The following is a 16,020-nucleotide window of genomic DNA, read 5'->3' as shown; positions in this document are numbered from 1 at the left end:
AATGGTCGAACCGCACTGGCAAAAGCATGCGGGACAGCAGGAGGTAAAAAAAGCGCCCGCCTAAAATTCGCTCACTTTGAAAAAGTTATTTGAAATCAATTGTTAATGGGTGTTTACGGGGTTTTTAGAATTACGAAATTTCGCAAATTACGAAATTTCGCTACGTGTCGCTCAGGGCAGGGCGTACCGTTTCGCCATGCCTGATACTGCATTTCCTTCCGACTCAATTGCCGCGGCCTTACCCGAAGCCGCGCTGGTTTTGTGTACCCAGACGGACCAGATCCTAGAGATCAACGATCACGCCTGTCGCTTGTTGGACCTGGTCCGCGAACGATTGCCGCCGTTCGTGCGTTTCCTGGGGCGCCAGATCGGCGCGTTTATGGTGTTTATGGATGAGGTCGACACCCGCGGAGAGGCCTGGACACGCCGCGTAGATCTGCAACGTCCAAACGGCGCTTGGGTGCGCTGTGAATTGCGCGGCCGCAAGGTCGCCGACCGGCCGGGCGAAGTTCTGTTGTTGATTATTGATCTGGACGCCATGGATCGCCGCGCGCATGTGGCCGAAGTGGCCGAGCTTCAGCGTGCGGGCCTTGATGAATGGAAGCGGGCCGAAAGCTTTTTTTCCGAGCTGGAGCGGCGCAACCAATTGATCCTCAATGCCGCCGGCGAAGGGATCTATGGATTAAACGCCGAAGGTAAAACAACATTCGTTAACCGCGCCGCCCAAGAAATGCTGGGTTGGACCACCGAAGATTTGTTGGGCAAGGACATTCACTCGATCATCCACCACCATCATTTGTCCGGCGAGCCCTATTTCCATCAGGATTGCCCGATCTATAAGTCCTTTCGGTTCGAACAGGTCCACCGCATCGAGGATGAGGTGTTCTGGCGCAAAGACGGCAAGCCGATCCGGGTCGAATACATCTCGACGCCGATTTATGACCACCAGATCCTGGCTGGGGCTGTGGTGATCTTTCGCGACATCACGGACCGCAAAGAAAACGAAAAGAAGCTGAAAAACGCGCTGCAACAGGTGGCCGATCTTAGGGATCGGTTGGAACAGGAAAACGCGTATCTGCAGGAAGAGATCAATTCGGAACGAGCTCACCACGCGATTATTGGAAGCTCGACCGCTACCAAACAGGTTCTGGCACGTGTGGATCTGGTTGCGGAAACCGATGTGACTGTCATGATCTCAGGCGAGCCGGGCACCGGCAAATCCTTGGTCGCGAAAGAGATCCACCAAGGCAGTCCGCGTCGTCGCCGCCCCCTGATCCAGTTCAACTGCAGCTCTGTTGTCCCCGAAGCGGTCGAGGCGGAATTGTTCGGGCAGCTGCGCGGGGGGCCACAGGCCGCCAAAGAAGACAAGCCCGGCAAGCTGGAACTGGCCCATGGTGGTACCCTGTTTCTGGACGAAGTCGAAGAGCTGCCACATGATATTCAGGGCAAGCTCCTGTATGCGCTGCAGACCAATACGGTGACACGTCTGGGGGACACGCGTGAGCGACCGCTGGACATCCGTGTGATCTCGGCGACGACCCTGTCACAGGGGCGCGCGTCCGCTGCAGACAAACTGCGCGAGTCCCTTTTTATGCATCTCAACGTCTTTCCGATCACCTGCCTGCCGTTGCGTGATCGGCCTGATGATATCCCGCAATTGGCGCTGCATTTGCTTAAACTGGCCTGCCAGCAGCTGAACCGCCCGGTCCCCAAGATTACAGAGCGGGTCATGTATCAACTGCAGAACTATTCCTGGCCCGGTAACGTGCGGGAGCTGCGCAATGTCATCGAACGCGCGGCAATCTTGTCGACGGGCAGCAAGTTGCAGATCGAACTGTCAGGCAGCGTGTCAGACAGTGGCCCAAGCTTGGACAATATTAAAACCGAAGCCGAGCTGCAGGCGATTGTGCGGGCCAATCTGATTTCGGCGTTGCGGGCGACCAAGGGCAAGGTGTCAGGCGCAACAGGCGCAGCGGCCCTTTTGGACATGCGTCCAACCACGGTCTATTCCCGCATTAAATCCTTTGGGATCACCAGTGCGGATTGGGAATGAACAGATTACTGAACGAACCAAGCACTGAAACTTACCATGCGGGGCAAGCCTCGGAAACGGGTCACGCGTGAAAAGAGAAAGACTTTAACGGTTTAGGGAACGCCACACCACGTGTCGCTGCCGGGTTTTATGGCAGACCCCAAGGCGGATTGGCGATCTGATTTCGCAAAGAATGCTTGCATTACGTCCTTTGCCACCAATGCCGGAAGCGGAAATTGTCGCAAGCTCATTTTGAAACACCGTTCGGCTAGTGCTCAGAAGTAGTGAAATTTTATGTCGTGAACCCCGTGACTTCAACAGATTCCGCTTTGCAATCTTGGTAAAGTCAAGGATGAACCCATGCGTTGGCCCATGCTCTGAGGGTAAAAGAGGTAAGTATGACGTCCAAGGATCTTGGCGATAAGAACGAAACGCTTCCAGAGGTGGAGGGGGCGATGCCACAACGAAAAAAAACAGACCTTCATCTGAAAGTGGATGTGTTTGAGGCCGCGACGCATGAAATCTCTCTCACGGATCTGCCTTTGTTGCAGGAGTTGACGGTTGGTGTTTTTTGGCCTCATCGCGACCGGGATCTCGAACTCCTTATACAGTTAGGTCAAGGATATTTGGCACTGGATGAAATCGGTCGTCCCTTGAGCTCAGCAATGAAGTTTCAAATGGGACCTGACTTTGCAATGTTGGGGATGATGATCACGGCGCCGCGTTTGCAAACGTTGGGTACCGGGCGTTGGTTGTTGCAGCAGATTATGGGTGCCTGCGGAAATCGGGATCTGCGGCTGAGCGCTACGCGGGCCGGGTATCGTTTGTACGAGACCGCAGGGTTTCAGCCCGTTGCAACGATCCGCCAACAACAGGGGATCGCGCGCGAAATTTATTTGCCGGAACCCGTGCCTGATACTGAGGTTCGTGCGCTTGAAGAGGCGGATTGGGCGACATTGATTGAACTTGATACCGGCGCCTATGGTGTTGGCCGTGAGACCGTTATTCAAGCTCTGAAGGTTAAATCAGAATGCATTGTTGCGGAAAAAGCGGGGAAAATAGTAGGTTACGCGATGATCCGCAATTTTGGGCGTGGTCAGGTGATTGGGCCTGTTGTGGCCGATTGCGATGAACTCGCGATGCAGTTGATTGCGCCGCTCATTCAAACGAGAACGGGCAAATTCCTTCGTATTGACACCCCGGTGGAAGACGGCCAATTGACAGCTTTTCTGTCGGCGGCAGGACTAGGTTTGTTTGATACCGTCACGGAAATGTACAAAGGCAAACAAAGGCGCGCGACCTCGGGAGCTGTGATGTATGGGCTGGCCGCGCACTCTTTGGGGTGATGTTACTGCCAGTTATGAAAGCCGATCCTTAAGTCCAAACCAAAGACCCACAAGGGGCAGGAACCATGGCCGCCCCGAAAGGGCCGGAACTGTCGGCCAAGTTAGCCCATCCAATGGTGTCTCTTCTTGTATGCCCAATGCTTTGTTGGCCAACATCTGTCCAAGTAGCGTTGCAAACTGCGCGCCATGTCCAGAATACCCCATGCCATAGAGCATGCCGTCGGCCTCGCCAGCGCGTGGGAAACGGTCTTTGGACATGCCGACAAGCCCTCCCCAGCAATAATCAATGTCGATTTTAGAGAGCTGCGGAAAAATCTGAGCCAAGGACTGCCGCAGAATGGCACCTGATTTTGCGTCAGACTGTTGATTGCTGTCGGCGGAAAAACGGGCGCGCCCGCCAAAGATCAGACGGTTGTCCGGAGACAGTCGGAAATAATTCCCGATGTTCAGCGATGTGACACAGGTGCGGTTTCCTGGCATGGCCATTTCGGTTTCGGCGTCAGAAAGGGGCCGTGTGGCGATGATGAATGAGCCAACCGGAATGATGCGTTTGCGGAAGTACCCCAAAGGCGCTGTTTTAACCTGGCCAGAATAGGCACCCGTGGCCGCAATAATGCGATCTGCGGTCAAATCACCGCGCGAGGTCGCAAGGCGCCAGCCGGTCTGTGTTTTGACCCGCGCGGTTACCGGGGCTCGCTCCCAGATTTTTGCCCCATGCCGTTGCGCGGCAGTGGCCAACCCAGTGACATACCGCCCCATGTGAATCATAGCTGACTTTTCAAAAAGGATGGCACCATGAAAACCATCGCTTCCCACCTGGCTTGTTAAGTCAGACCGGTTGAGCCAGCGGGTCTCTGGGTCGACCTCTTTGTGCAACAGTTCGAAGTTTGCTTTCATACCCTCAACATGTGATGCTTTGGATGCAAGCTTCAACTTCCCGGCGCGCCGAAAGTCACACTGGATTCCCTCTGTCTTTACAATGTCTTCGATCACATCAATGGAATGATCGTAGGCCTTATATAACGCATGTGCACGTGTCTCACCCAACTGAGCTTTGGCAGAGGCATAGCCATGGGCCAGGCCGTTGTTCAAATGCCCGCCATTGCGACCAGATGCACCAGCGCCGACGTGATCTGCCTCTAGAACTGCGACAGATACACCGGCCTTGGCGAGGCTGCGGGCCGCGCTTAGGCCCGTAAATCCTGCCCCGATAATGGCGACGTCAAAATGGCCATGCACTGGGTCAGGGCATCCCAGTGCAAATGAGGGGGCCGTTTTGTGCCAATAAGAGGCGAATTCCATTACAAACCAACCACTTTCGCCAAGCCGGACATATCGGAAATTTCGGAGTAGCCATAAAATGGGTTGGCCGGTTCATGACCACGGTTCACCCAGACTTTGTTTGTGATCCCCATGTCATAGGCCGTCATCAGGTCGTAGCGGAAAGAGGAGGAAACATGCAGCACATCCTCTGGCCCGCAACCGAGTTGGTCAAACATATATTCGAACGCACGCATTCTGGGCTTATAGGCCTGCGCATCTTCGGCGGTGAAGACATGTGCAATTGGGACTCCCAATTTTTCGATATTGTGTGGAATTTGCGAATTCATCGAGTTTGTCAGTGCAACCAATGGGATGTCTGAAGCCACTTTGGCCAGACCTGCAGTCACATCCGCATGCGGACCCCAGGTTGGGACACGATTATAAATGTCCTGTGCGATCGCAGTGTCAAAGGCAATCCCGTTGCGTTTGCACGTGCGTTCAAGGGCGTTGTGTACGACCTCAGCATAAGGTTTCCAATCCCAGAGAACTTCATCCAAGCGATAGGCTGAGAAGTCTTTGATAAATTTCTTCAATGCCTCAGGGGACAGAGTTTGGCTGTAGTGGTCCGTCGCTGCACCAGCCATGTCAAAATTGATCATAGTGCCGTGGCAGTCAAAGGTGATGTACTTGGGGCGAAAGGTCATCCGGGATCTCCAGTTCGTTGTTACGACCAGTTTGTCCCTTTCCCTTCATCGTTGCGTGCCGGGTTTGCCAAAACCAAGGCAGGAAATTCTGAAATCGATTTGAACTACAGCAGAGCCTGCCATGTGAACGACGGGCATGAACAATGAGTCTTCCTAAACCAGTGCACACTTGCGAATGAACAGGAACGTCAAAAGGTGGGTCAGTATATGCAACGATTGAATGCGGAAGAATTGTTAGCAAGGTTGGTGAGTTACCCGACAGTTGCAGGTACGTCCAACCTCGCCTTGATGCAGTTCATTGCTGACTACCTCGAACAATTCGGGGCGCAGGTGCATCTCATGACTGGGCCAGAAGGGGACCGTGCCAATCTATTTGCCACCATTGGTGATCCTTCGGTGCCTGGATTCATTTTGTCGGGGCATGTGGATGTGGTGCCGGCGGGAGAGCCGGAATGGAAAGACGATCCGTTTGAAATGCGCCACGATGAGGATCGGCTGATTGGGCGTGGCACCTGTGACATGAAAGGTTTTGACGCGGCGGTCCTGTCTGCAGTTCCAGACCTTGCAACGATGGCGCTGTCGGCACCCATTCATATTGCGCTGTCATATGATGAAGAAATCGGGTGCAAGGGCGTGCCGCATATGATCGCGGCGCTTCCAAAACTATGTGCGGCTCCGCTGGGGTGCATTGTTGGAGAACCAACCGGACTGCGGCCCGTTCTGGCTCATAAGGGCAAGGCGGCAATGAAATTGTGGGCGCGCGGTGTTTCTGGTCATAGTTCACGGCCGGACCAGGGCGAAAATGCCATACACGCGCTCCTTCCCGTACTGAATGCGGCGGCGCATCAAGCGGACACGCTGAAATCTGACGGCCAAGATGATCGATTTGCCCCGCCTTATTCGACCTTGCAAATTGGCGTGGTTCAGGGAGGGCAAGCGGTCAATATCATTCCAGACCACGCGCAAGCCCTGATCGAAGTGCGGGGTATTCCTGGCGTTGACCCGCAGGTGTTGCTGGAGCCGCTTGTGGAAAGTGGGGGTCCGAATGTTAAGGCTGAGTTGATTTCAACTTACCCGGCCCTTGCCTTGCCTGCTGATTCAGGTCTGGCGCAATTGATGACCACGCTCACAGGAGTTGCGGCCATTGGCGCTGTGAGTTTTGGCACCGAAGCGGGTTTGTTTCAGCAAGCAGGCATTCCGTCGATTATCTGCGGCCCCGGTGACATTTCGCGGGCGCATAAGCCAGAGGAATATTTGACACGTGCGGAACTGAGCGCAGCGCGGAATATGATTCTAAACCTTGGTCAGAGCCTCGCAAGCTGAGGCCGAAGCATTTTATGCCGTGAACCCAACGATTGCAGCTGCTTTGATGCACCACTTATGTCGAACGCAGTGAAACGCTTGGAGCAAAGCCATTAGGCTTGGTCTCAAGAAATCATGGATTTGAATGAATGACGACAACTTTGGACACAATCCAATTGGTGGACTTCACCACAGAGCATTTGCCCGGTGCTGTGCGCCTTAGCCAACAAGCTGCCTGGCCACATCGCAAAGAAGACTGGGCGCTGACGCTTACGCAATCCACCGGGGTTGCGGCGAGCCATGAAGGTGAGGTCGTGGGAACTGCGCTTGCTTCAAAGTTCGGTGATGTGGCTACGCTGAATATGATCATCGTGGATGAGCGCCTGCGTGGTCGTCGGCTTGGGCGGCGCTTGATGGATGCGGTGATCGAACAAGCAGGCACGCGTGAGATGCGCCTGATCGCCACCCAAGACGGATTGCCATTGTATGAAAAATTGGGGTTTGTGCGAACTGGCAAGGTTGAACAGTTCCAAGGTATCGCACGGTCCTCGCGCTCTGATCAGACGGTCAAAATGGGTTGCTATGATTTGGAACGGATGGTTGCGATGGATGCGGCGGCCTCTGGCCTGGAACGCGGCGATTTGTTGGCACGGATTGCTGAGCACGGGCAGGTTCTGACCGCAGACCACGGCTTTGCCATTCTGCGCGAGTTTGGGCGCGGCACTGTTTTGGGTCCGATTGTTGCAGAAAATCTGGAGACGGCTCGCGCCCTGTTGGCAACGGCAGCGCAGGCCCAGGATGGATCCTTTCTACGCATAGATACGCCAGTGCCAGAACTCGGCGCATTTGCGCAGAGCCTTGGGCTAGAGCCTGCTGGCGGCGGTACCTGCATGGAGCTCAACCCGCGTGATGTAGAACGCGACACAACTTTTCAGACCTTCGGTCTGGTGTCTCAGGCTTTGGGGTAAACGATGAACGATCAAATAATTTCAAACGCGCTACATGAGCTGGACCGCCAGCATTTTGTCCATCCAGTGTCCTCGTGGCAAGGGCATGAGGCCCGTGGTGTTCGTATCCTGAAGAGCGCCAAAGGGGCGACGGTTACCGACAGTGACGGGCGTGAGCTATTGGACGGTTTTGCTGGGCTTTGGTGTGTCAACGCAGGCTACGGGCATGAAAACGTCGTCGAAGCCGCGGCCGAGCAAATGCGCCGACTGCCCTATGCCACCGGTTACTTTGACCTTGGCTCCGAAGCGCCAATCCGATTGGCGGCAGAACTGGCGGAGCGGTCACCAGGCGATCTGAACCATGTTTTCTTTACATTGGGCGGCTCAGATGCGGTCGACAGCACTATTCGGTTTGTGCGCTATTATTGGCATTCAAAGGGGCAACCGAACAAGGACCAGTATATCTCGGTTGAACAAGGCTACCATGGGTCCACTTCTGCAGGGGCTGGGCTGACCGCCTTGCCAGCGTTTCATGACGGGTTCGGCGTGCCGTTCAACTGGCAGCATAAAATTCCGTCGCATTACCTGTATCGCAATCCGGTTGGGCAAGATGCCGCAACAGTGATTGCTGCATCCGTCGCCGCATTGAAGGCCAAGGTCGAGGCGATCGGACAGGATCGTGTTGCCGCATTTTATGTTGAGCCTATTCAAGGGTCATCCGGTGTTTTGGTGCCGCCCAAAGGGTGGATCAAAGCGATGCGGGACACCTGCCGGGAATTGGATATACTGTTTGTCGCAGATGAGGTCATCACAGGTTTTGGCCGCACAGGACCGATGTTTGCCTGCGAAGAAGAGGGCATTGTGCCTGACATGATGACCACGGCGAAAGGCCTGACATCCGGCTATGCACCGATGGGCGCTGTTTTCCTGTCTGATCATGTCTATGAGACCATCGCAGAAGGGGCTGGGCCCAAGGCGGTTGGGCATGGGTTTACCTACTCGGCACACCCTGTGAGCGCCGCCGTCGCGCTGGAGGTCCTAAAGCTGTACGAAGGCGGTTTGTTTGAAAACGGTCGCAAGATGGGTGAGCGTTTGCAAGCAGGTCTTGCTGGCTTGTCTGATCACCCCTTGGTTGGGGACGTGCGGGGCCGGGGGATGCTGGCCGCGATTGAAATGGTCACGGACAAGGAAAAGAAGACACCTGTCCCCGCTGAGCTTCAAGCTGCGACACGGCTGTTTGATCGTGCTTGGGAAAAAGGTCTGATCATCCGATCCTTCCCACATGGTGTTTTGGGGTTTGCACCGCCGCTTTGCTGCACTGCTGATGAAATCGACGCCATTGTGGATCGAACCAAGCAAGTTCTGGACCTGACGCTGGAAGATCCAGAGATCAGAGCTGTTTTGCGCGGATGACGTTGCTTCTCAAAAGCTTTCCCGCCCGCGCAAAGATCTGGTCTGAGGTCTTTGCAGATGCCGAAGAGCCGTTTTTTGCTGACCCGTCATTGGTGACAGATACCAAAGCGGTCACCGCTTTGGCCTGTTGGGATCTACCGGAAGATCTGACGGTTTATCCAAACCTCAAGCTGGTATTGTCGGTTGGGGCAGGCGTCGACCACATGCGAGAACTTCCGCAGCATCTTATGCTGTGCCGATCTTTGGCGCCGGGCATAGAAACCCAGGTCCGCGACTGGGTGATCATGGCGTGTTTGATGGCGCATCGCGACATCCCATCCTATTTGCACCAGGCAAAGTCGGACACTTGGAACAGTCTCAAGATCACGGCAAATGCTGACCGCCGGATTGGGGTGCTTGGCATGGGGCGCATCGGTACGCTTGTGGCGCAAAACTTGACCGCTTTGGGCTTCCCTGTTGTGGGGTGGTCGCGGTCTGGTCGCCCCGTGGATGGTGTTAAAACCTACGGCGCCGAAGGGCTGCCAACGGTGTTGGCACAGTCAGACATCTTGGTCTGCCTGTTGCCTTTAACACCGGAAACAAAGGGAATTTTGCACGCGCGGACCTTTGCCGCGCTGCCAAAAGGAGCGCATTTGGTTCATGCCGGGCGTGGTCCGCACTTAAACATGGATGATCTAAAAGCCGCCTTGGACACGGAGCACCTGAGTTCGGCCATTTTGGATGTCACCAATCCTGAGCCGCTCCCGAAACACCATTGGGGCTGGTCGCATCCAAAGTTGATCGTCACGCCACATGTTGCCGCGCAAACCGATGCACATGAAGGCGCGCAGCATGCTTTGAATGTGGTTCGCGCGTTAAAGCTGGGGGAAATTCCGCCGGGTTTGGTGAACCAAGCCAACGGTTATTAAATGAAACATTTGAGCATGCGCACAACCAGATGTTCTGCGCATCTCGGCAACTTGAAAGATTCTGCCGCAGGACACCCGGATATCAAACAATATGCGGGCGTTTTCTAGCGGATGATGAGTTTAGGAAGTGCTGTGGCAGCGGGCTTTGACACCTTGTCTAAAAATAACGAAGGGCAAAGCTATCTCCATTTTGCGACATGCAATGTTGTTGAATGAGCAAACGGTGCCGTCAGTCAAAAGAGCTTCTTGCCAGTGCACATGCGTGCGCCCAACTACCAACAGGGGTTGAATATGACCAATAAAAAGCCAACAAATTGGACCGGTCGTGACGATGCGATGGTCGAAAATGCAATCCGGCGCGGTGCGACGCGACGGGACTTGTTGAAACTTCTGGCAGCGTCTGGTGTTGCTGTCGGCGCGGGCTCGTCCCTGATGATGAGCGCCACACGTGCTGTGGCAGAGACGCCAGTATTTGGCGGACATCTAAAAGCGGCGGGGTGGTCATCCTCCACCGCAGATACGCTTGATCCGGCCAAGGCATCGTTGTCCACCGATTATGTCCGCTGCTGCGCCATCTACAACCGTCTGACGTTCTTGGACGAGTTCGGCCAAGTGCAAATGGAGCTGGCGGACAGCATTGAATCTGCGGATGCAAAGACATGGACCGTGAAGCTGAAATCAGGTGTGTCTTTCCATGACGGCAAACCATTTACCTCGGCGGATGTTGTGTTCTCCATGAACCGTCATCTTGACCCTGCTGTTGGGTCCAAGGTGAATTCCATTGCCAAGCAGATGACCGAAATTAAGGCGGTGGATGATCTGACGGTTGAAATCGTGTTGGAAGAATCCAATGCGGATCTTCCGACCATTCTGTCACTGCACCACTTTATGATTGTCGCAGACGGCACCACGGATTTCTCCAAAGGCAACGGTACGGGTGCCTTTATGATGGAGACCTTTGAGCCGGGCGTAAAATCGATCGCTGTGAAGAACCCGAACTACTTCAAAGATGGTCCTTATCTGGACAGTTTTGAGTATTTTGCGATCACCGACAACAATGCGCGTGTCAATGCGGTTCTGTCTGGTGATATTCACATGGGCGCATCGATCAAGGGCCGGTCGCGTCGGATGCTGGAGGGTCAAGACCACGTATGGTCTTCGGTCACAAGCTCGGGCAACTATACGAACCTGAATATTCGACTGGACATGGAGCCCGGCGCCAAAGAAGGCTTTATTGAGGGTATGAAGCACCTGATCAATCGTGAAGCGATTGAAAAGTCGGTTCTGCGCGGCATGGCAACCGTCGGCAACGACCAACCGGTTTCGGCTGCTAACCGTTATCACAATTCGGAATTGGCCCCGAAGGCCTTTGATCCAGAGAAGGCAAAAGCGATGTTTGCCAAGTCTGGTCTGCTGGGTGAAACGGTTCCAATTGTGGCGTCGGATGCGGCGACGGCCTCAGTTGACATGGCGACCGTGGTACAGCAAGCGGGTTCAGAAATTGGCATGAACTTTGATGTCCAGCGCGTGCCGTCTGATGGCTATTGGTCCAAATACTGGCTGAAGGCGCCTGTGCATTTCGGTAACATCAACCCACGCCCGACACCTGATATTCTCTTCTCGCTGCTCTACTCTTCAGATGCAAAGTGGAATGAGAGCCAGTTCAAGTCTGAGAAGTTCGACAAGATGCTGATCGAAGCACGTGGCGCATTGAATGAAGATCTTCGCAAGGAAATCTACTGGGACATGCAAGAAATGATCGCAAACAATGCGGGTACGGTCATTCCTGCCTATCTGTCGAATGTCGACGCGCTGTCCAAGTCTGTGAAAGGCTTGCGGCCTAACCCCTTGGGTGGCCAGATGGGCTACGCTTTTGCCGAATATGTGTGGCTTGACGCGTAATTCAGCCTGATCAAACTCTCCCTGTGCAGGTTTTCCCTGCGCAGGGCGTAAATAATTTACAGAGCCCTACCCGGAGAGCCCGCGTTGCATAGATCGTTACAAACCTGGCTCCTTGTCGCGCAGCGACTTGGAGTTGCTTTAATTACATTGGTTATCGTGTCTTTCGCGGTCTTTTTTGCCACTGAACTTTTGCCAGGTGATGTTGCCGAGATTTTGTTGGGTCAAGCCGCCACGCCCGAGGCCGTGGCAGGATTGCGTGAGGCTATGGGCCTGAATGAACCGGCGATTTCCAGGTTTTTGTCTTGGCTCAGCGGTCTGGCCACCGGAGATATGGGGCGGTCTTATGTCAATGACATCGAAGTCGCTGATCTCCTCGGCCGCCGGTTGTCCAACTCTTTGCGCCTTGCAGTGGTTGTTACCGTGATTTGCGTGCCTTTTGCGCTCACCTGTGGGATCGCTGCTGCTATGTGGAAGGGATCCATTTTGGACCGGCTTGTATCGATCCTGACCATTTCGGTGATTTCCATTCCTGAGTTTATGGTCGCCACTTTGGCCGTTTTGGTCTTTGCGGTGTGGCTCTCTTGGTTGCCAGCTTTGAGCTACGGAGCGGATGCCAGCAACTTTGGTGCGTTGTTAAAAGCCTATGCCATGCCAGTCATCACTCTAACCTGTGTGGTCTCTGCGCAAATGATCCGCATGACGCGCGCTGCGGTGATCGAAACGATAAACACGCCGTATGTCGAAATGGCGCTTTTGAAAGGGGCCAGTCGGCGGCGGATGGTTTTGCGCCACGCTTTGCCCAATGCTTTGGGACCTATTGCAAATGCGGTTGCGCTGTCACTGTCATACCTTGTCGGCGGTGTGATCATCGTTGAAACCGTTTTTAATTACCCAGGTGTGGCCAAGCTGATGGTTGATGCTGTGGCGACGCGTGATCTCCCGCTCATCCAGTCCTGTGCAATGGTGTTTTGCGTAAGCTACCTTTCTTTGATCACCCTAGCCGATGTGGTCGCGACCCTTTCCAACCCGAGATTGCGCAAATGATGCAGAACACCCAATCCACCCCGCGCAAGTTTTCCACTGAACGTCTTGGATATGCATTTAATACAACAGGGAAAATCGGTCTGGCCGTGATCCTGTTTTGGGCCGTAATCGCAGTGATTGCGCCTTTCATCACACCTTACCCCCCAGGAAAGATCGTTGATTGGGACTATTTTGGTCCGATCAGCGAAAGCTACTGGATGGGTACAGACTATCTGGGGCGCGACATTTTGAGCCGCGTTTTGATGGGTGCACGATATACTGTTGGCATTTCGCTGGCTGGCGTGACCTTGGCCTGTATGGGCGGCGTCGTTCTTGGCATGATCGCAGCGGTAATCGGGGGCTGGTTTGATACTATCCTATCGCGCTTGCTAGATGCGTTTAATGGTATTCCGTCGCTGTTGTTTGGTTTGGTGGTTGTTGCGGCGGTTGGTTCTTCTATTCCTGTGTTGATCCTGACGCTGGCTGCCATTTACCTGCCTGGCAGCTATCGGTTTGCCCGCGCGCTGGCGGTCAATGTGAATACTATGGATTTTGTGACTGTCGCGCGGGCCCGCGGTGAGAAAACCACCTATCTTATTCGCACAGAAATCCTGCCGAATATTCTGGGTCCGGTGCTTGCTGACCTTGGGCTTCGATTTGTCTTCATTGTGCTCGTTTTGTCTGGTCTGTCCTTCCTCGGCATTGGCGTACAGCCTCCGCATGCGGATTGGGGCGGGCTGGTTCGTGAAAACATCGAAGGCCTCAGCCTCGGCGCGCCCGCAGTTATCTTTCCCTGCATCGCCATCGCTTCCCTGACAATTTCGGTGAACATGTTCATCGATAACCTCCCTCAAAAAATCCGCGACAGGAGCCATTGATGACCCAGCCCCTAGTGTCTGTAAGGGATCTTGTGATCGGAGCGGTGACGGATTCTGGCCGAAAGGTTGATATCATTCGAAAGGTTGATTTCGACATTCAGCCAGGTGAGATTGTTGCGCTGATTGGTGAAAGCGGCTCCGGTAAAACCACAATTGCCCTGTCGCTGATGGGGCATTGTCGGCCAGGGTGTTCGATCAACGGCGGGTCCATTCGCTTGGCCGATCATGATGTCACCAAAATGAATGAGGCAAAACGGGCCAGTTTGCGCGGCACCGAGGTTGCATACATCCCACAATCCGCAGCTGCCGCGTTTAATCCGTCCCAACGCATCATGGACCAGGTGATTGAAGTTACGCATATCCACAACTTAATGCCACGTGCTGAGGCCGAGGTTAAGGCGGTGGAGCTTTTTCGGGCGCTGGCTTTGCCAGAGCCTGAAACTATTGGGCGACGGTACCCGCACCAGGTGTCAGGCGGGCAGTTGCAGCGGCTGTCGGCGGCCATGGCCCTTATCGGTGATCCGCAACTGGTGATCTTTGATGAGCCTACTACTGCGCTTGATGTGACCACACAGATTGAAGTGCTACGAGCCTTCCGGTCGGTGATGAAAGCCAGCGGTATGGCTGGTGTTTATGTCAGCCATGATCTCGCCGTTGTGGCGCAAATTGCGGATCGTATTATTGTGTTGAAGGCCGGCCAGATACAAGAGGTTGGGCCGACGCGGGAGATTCTGGAAAAACCGCAACACAGCTATACCAAAGACCTGTTGTCGGCCTTTGACCCGGTTCCGTTTGCGTCGGTGAAAACGGCCGAGGCAAAAGCGGTGCCACCCATTCTGGAAGTGACAGGCTTGTCTGCGGGCTATGGGCCGGTGCGGTCCGGCGAAGCAGAATTCAAAGTTCTGGATAACATCAGCTTCAAAATGGAAAAGGGCACGAACCTTGGTGTGATCGGGGAAAGCGGATCTGGCAAGTCCACACTGGCCCGCGCAGTAGCTGGTATTTTGCCGCGTTACAGGGGCGATGTTTTCTCACAAGGAGAGGCGCTTTCACCTGACCTGAAAGATCGGTCCAAGGATCAATTGAGACGGACTCAGATCGTGTTTCAATTGGCAGACACCGCATTAAATCCCTCCCAACCGATTGAATCTATCCTCTCGAGACCATTGAAATTTTACCATGGTATGACAGGCGCGGCGCGGGAAAAGCGTGTGATTGAACTGTTGGACATGGTGCAACTGCCTGCTGCCATGCGGCACAGGCTGCCGGGCGAATTGTCAGGCGGGCAAAAACAACGCGTGAACTTTGCACGGGCGCTGGCTGCGGAACCGGACTTGATCCTTTGTGATGAAATTACGTCTGCCTTGGACACGGTTGTGGCGGCTGCAATGCTGGATTTGTTGAAGGATCTGCAAAAGGACCTGGGCCTTAGCTACATGTTCATCAGCCATGATCTGTCAACGGTGGAAGCTATTTGCGACGATGTTCTGGTCATGCTGAAAGGAAACTTGGTTGAGGCCTTGCCGGCAGCCCATATGAGCCAAAGCGCTCAGCATCCCTACTCGCGTCTGTTGATTTCCTCGGTGCCCAAACTTGATCCGGACTGGTTGGCAAATCTTGAACACGACCCGGAGCTCGCAAAAGCGATGATGGGTCGTTAGTCCTGTTCCTGTAAACGATCTCCAAACAAGCGCCCTAGTGGAAGATGATTTTTCACAAAGGGCGTCTTCATCACGACAAAGCTAAAGTACTTGTCTATACCGATGTCCTTGTCGATCAGGGCTTCGACGATATTTTGATAGTCGGAAATACCTGCCGTCACAAATTTGGCGAGGTAATCATACCCTCCGGACACCAAGTGGCATTCAACGCAGCTATCGATCTTCTCAAGCGTTTCCTGAAAACGGGCAAAGTCGATTTGCCGGTGGTTCTTGAGGGTGAACTCTGTGAACACGGTTAAGGTCTCGCCCAGTTTGGTGACGTCGATCAAGGCCGTGTAGCCGGAAATGTAACCGGCTTTCTGCAGCTTCTTTACGCGCATCAGGCAAGGTGAAGGCGACAAATTCACAATATCCGAAAGCTCAACATTGGTGATGCGGCCATTTTGTTGCAACGCAGCCAAGATGTTCACGTCTATGCGGTCGAGTTTGTAGGTATTGGTCATGCAAGTTTCCATGAGAATGGCTGGGCGCTCTTCATAAGATCATATTGTCCAACGACAAAATTGATGGGGTGGATGGCTCCTGCTTCAACCGGCGTCGCAATGCGCCATAGTGCAGGTGTCAAAATCTGCTTATGAGAG

13 protein-coding genes are annotated in these 16,020 nt (G+C 54.1%); 10 read left to right on the top strand and 3 right to left on the bottom strand.

Going from position 1 to position 16,020, the window contains the following annotated elements; genetic code table 11:
* Positions 1 to 196: 196 nt before the first annotated feature.
* Positions 197 to 2,053 carry a sigma-54-dependent Fis family transcriptional regulator gene (locus GFB49_RS17815; protein ID WP_153217297.1) on the top strand — a complete coding sequence of 619 codons (1,857 nt, stop codon included), beginning with the start codon at positions 197 to 199 and terminating at the stop codon, positions 2,051 to 2,053.
* A 377-nt stretch (positions 2,054 to 2,430) separates the two neighbouring features.
* Entirely contained in the window at positions 2,431 to 3,378 is a 948-nt protein-coding gene (locus tag GFB49_RS17810) for a GNAT family N-acetyltransferase (RefSeq protein WP_153217296.1), read from the top strand.
* A 12-nt stretch (positions 3,379 to 3,390) separates the two neighbouring features.
* Here GFB49_RS17810 and GFB49_RS17805 read toward each other — a convergent pair whose 3' ends face one another.
* Both GFB49_RS17805 and GFB49_RS17800 read right to left on the bottom strand, forming a co-directional pair.
* Positions 3,391 to 4,680: an NAD(P)/FAD-dependent oxidoreductase gene (locus GFB49_RS17805; RefSeq protein ID WP_153217295.1), complete on the bottom strand. Its 1,290-nt coding sequence runs from the start codon at positions 4,678 to 4,680 to the stop codon at positions 3,391 to 3,393.
* Positions 4,680 to 5,345, bottom strand: a complete 666-nt coding sequence (locus GFB49_RS17800) for a haloacid dehalogenase type II (protein WP_153217294.1) — start codon at positions 5,343 to 5,345, stop codon at positions 4,680 to 4,682. Before GFB49_RS17800 ends, GFB49_RS17805 begins: the two co-directional genes overlap by 1 nt.
* Positions 5,346 to 5,552: 207 nt before the next feature.
* Between GFB49_RS17800 and argE the strand changes: the two genes are divergently transcribed.
* The 8 genes from argE to GFB49_RS17760 all read left to right on the top strand — a co-directional run bounded on the left by argE (position 5,553) and on the right by GFB49_RS17760 (position 15,379).
* The gene (argE, locus tag GFB49_RS17795) at positions 5,553 to 6,668 is read left to right on the top strand and encodes an acetylornithine deacetylase (RefSeq protein ID WP_246149782.1); all 1,116 of its coding nucleotides are present in this window, start codon (positions 5,553 to 5,555) and stop codon (positions 6,666 to 6,668) included.
* A 128-nt stretch (positions 6,669 to 6,796) separates the two neighbouring features.
* Complete coding sequence (locus GFB49_RS17790) at positions 6,797 to 7,615, top strand: GNAT family N-acetyltransferase (RefSeq protein WP_153217293.1); 819 nt, start codon at positions 6,797 to 6,799, stop codon at positions 7,613 to 7,615.
* Positions 7,616 to 7,618: 3 nt separating this feature from the next.
* On the top strand, positions 7,619 to 9,007 hold the full coding sequence (locus GFB49_RS17785; RefSeq protein WP_153217292.1) for an aspartate aminotransferase family protein: 1,389 nt from the start codon (positions 7,619 to 7,621) through the stop codon (positions 9,005 to 9,007).
* The gene (locus tag GFB49_RS17780; RefSeq protein WP_153217291.1) at positions 9,004 to 9,915 is read left to right on the top strand and encodes a 2-hydroxyacid dehydrogenase; all 912 of its coding nucleotides are present in this window, start codon (positions 9,004 to 9,006) and stop codon (positions 9,913 to 9,915) included. Before GFB49_RS17785 ends, GFB49_RS17780 begins: the two co-directional genes overlap by 4 nt.
* Positions 9,916 to 10,206: 291 nt before the next feature.
* Positions 10,207 to 11,817: an ABC transporter substrate-binding protein gene (locus GFB49_RS17775; RefSeq protein ID WP_153217290.1), complete on the top strand. Its 1,611-nt coding sequence runs from the start codon at positions 10,207 to 10,209 to the stop codon at positions 11,815 to 11,817.
* Between the two features lie 84 nt (positions 11,818 to 11,901).
* Positions 11,902 to 12,861 carry an ABC transporter permease gene (locus GFB49_RS17770; RefSeq protein WP_153217289.1) on the top strand — a complete coding sequence of 320 codons (960 nt, stop codon included), beginning with the start codon at positions 11,902 to 11,904 and terminating at the stop codon, positions 12,859 to 12,861.
* On the top strand, positions 12,858 to 13,718 hold the full coding sequence (locus tag GFB49_RS17765; RefSeq protein ID WP_153217288.1) for an ABC transporter permease: 861 nt from the start codon (positions 12,858 to 12,860) through the stop codon (positions 13,716 to 13,718). Before GFB49_RS17770 ends, GFB49_RS17765 begins: the two co-directional genes overlap by 4 nt.
* Positions 13,718 to 15,379, top strand: a complete 1,662-nt coding sequence (locus GFB49_RS17760; RefSeq protein ID WP_153217287.1) for an ABC transporter ATP-binding protein — start codon at positions 13,718 to 13,720, stop codon at positions 15,377 to 15,379. Before GFB49_RS17765 ends, GFB49_RS17760 begins: the two co-directional genes overlap by 1 nt.
* Here GFB49_RS17760 and GFB49_RS17755 read toward each other — a convergent pair.
* Positions 15,376 to 15,882, bottom strand: coding sequence for an Lrp/AsnC family transcriptional regulator (locus GFB49_RS17755; RefSeq protein ID WP_153217286.1), 507 nt, complete (start codon positions 15,880 to 15,882; stop codon positions 15,376 to 15,378). The genes GFB49_RS17760 and GFB49_RS17755 overlap by 4 nt on opposite strands.
* Positions 15,883 to 16,020 lie beyond the last annotated feature (138 nt).

Origin of the sequence: Tritonibacter litoralis, assembly GCF_009496005.1 — a bacterium.
GTDB lineage: Bacteria > Pseudomonadota > Alphaproteobacteria > Rhodobacterales > Rhodobacteraceae > Epibacterium > Epibacterium litoralis.
Note: the sequence above shows the minus strand (reverse complement) of the source record. Positions and strands in the feature narration are given on the sequence as shown.